The sequence below is a fragment of the Halomonas sp. 5021 genome (assembly GCF_036663435.1).
Classification (GTDB): domain Bacteria; phylum Pseudomonadota; class Gammaproteobacteria; order Pseudomonadales; family Halomonadaceae; genus Vreelandella; species Vreelandella janggokensis.
In genome coordinates, this window is sequence record NZ_JAXOVU010000033.1 from 1 (window position 1) to 1349 (window position 1349).

1 protein-coding gene is annotated in these 1349 nt (G+C 60.4%); it reads left to right on the forward strand.

The features are described from left to right. Window positions 1-78: 78 nt before the first annotated feature. The gene (locus R3F64_RS19330) at window positions 79-1335 is read left to right on the forward strand and encodes an ISL3 family transposase (RefSeq protein WP_332613247.1); all 1257 of its coding nucleotides are present in this window, start codon (window positions 79-81) and stop codon (window positions 1333-1335) included. The last annotated feature ends 14 nt before the right edge of the window (window positions 1336-1349 follow it).

Consider the following 1349-nt stretch of genomic DNA (forward strand, 5'->3'; position numbering starts at 1 on the left):
GGCTCTTCGACGTTGGGTGTGGAATTTGTCTCCTGAGCTGGGCCAGAATAGGGACTCCACAACAGCGGTAGGTATGGCATGGACGGCACCCAGATTCTAACTCTCGGCCTGGGCCTGGAAGCGCCCTGGATTCTCAAGGACCAGCACCTGGATACCTCCGTGTCGCCCCACCGTCTGGATCTCTATGTCGAGGCGGAGCGAGGCAGTCTGTATCCCTGTCCGGCGTGCGGTAAGACCTGCCAAGCTCACGACTTTGCCGACAAAACCTGGCGACATCTGAACTTCTTCCAGCACCACTGCTACCTGCATGCTCGCGTGCCTCGCACGAAGTGTCCTGAGCATGGTGTCAAACGTATTGAGGTGCCCTGGGCACGGCCGGGCAGCGACTTCACCCTGCTGTTCGAGCAAGCGGCCATGTCGCTGGTCAAGGAGATGCCGGTGCTGGCCGTCTCACGGCAGTTGGAGATGTCCGACAAGCGACTATGGCGCATTGTGCATTACTACGTGGGCCGCATGTTGAGGGAGCTGGATTTGTCCAATGTGGCGACTGTCGGTGTGGACGAAACCGCGTCCCGGCGCGGTCATCGCTACGTCACGGTGTTCCTCGACATGCAGCGCAAGCAGGAACCAGTGGTCTTCGCCGTCCCAGGCTGCGGCAAGGACGCCATCAAGGCTTTCAGCGCCTTCCTGGCGACCCATGGCGGCGATACGACCAATGTGGTCGAGGTCGTCTGCGACATGTCGCCAGCCTTCCTCAGCGGGGTGACCGAGTACCTTCCCAAGGCCGAGGTCACGGTCGACTGGTTCCATATCGTGCAGACCTTCACCAAGCGGCTGGAGGAGGTACGCAAGAAAGAGCGCCGCGAGCAGGAACACCCCAAGTCGCTGCGCTGGGCACTACTGAAAAACCTGGAAAACGAGAACCTGACACCCAAACAGCTGGCGGCGCTCCAGGCGTTGGTAGCCGATCAGAGCGCCACTGCCGATGCCTGGATAATCAAGGAAAAGCTACGCTGGATCCAGAAGGCCCCGACGCCCAGAGCGGCTCGATGGCGCATCACAAATTACCTGAAGGTCATGCAGGCGGCGGTGTCTAAAAAACCGCTACTGAAGCCGATGGGGAAGGCCCTGGCAACGCTTGAGCGGCACGTGGAAGCAGTGGTCAGGCGCTGGCACTCGGGACTGACGAACGCAAGACTGGAAGGGATGAACGGCCTGTTTCAGGCGGCTCGGTCACGTGCACGTGGCTACCGGAACGAGGCCAACTTCATCGCCATGATCTACCTGATTGGCAGCCCGGTGGGCCGCCTGTTCGATCAGGCCAAATCCACATGAAGTGACGAAGAACC

Coding starts and splice junctions, on each gene's coding strand:
- R3F64_RS19330 (WP_332613247.1), top strand. CDS start 79: ATGGACGGCACCCAGATTCTAACTCTCGGCCTGGGCCTGGAAGCGCCC.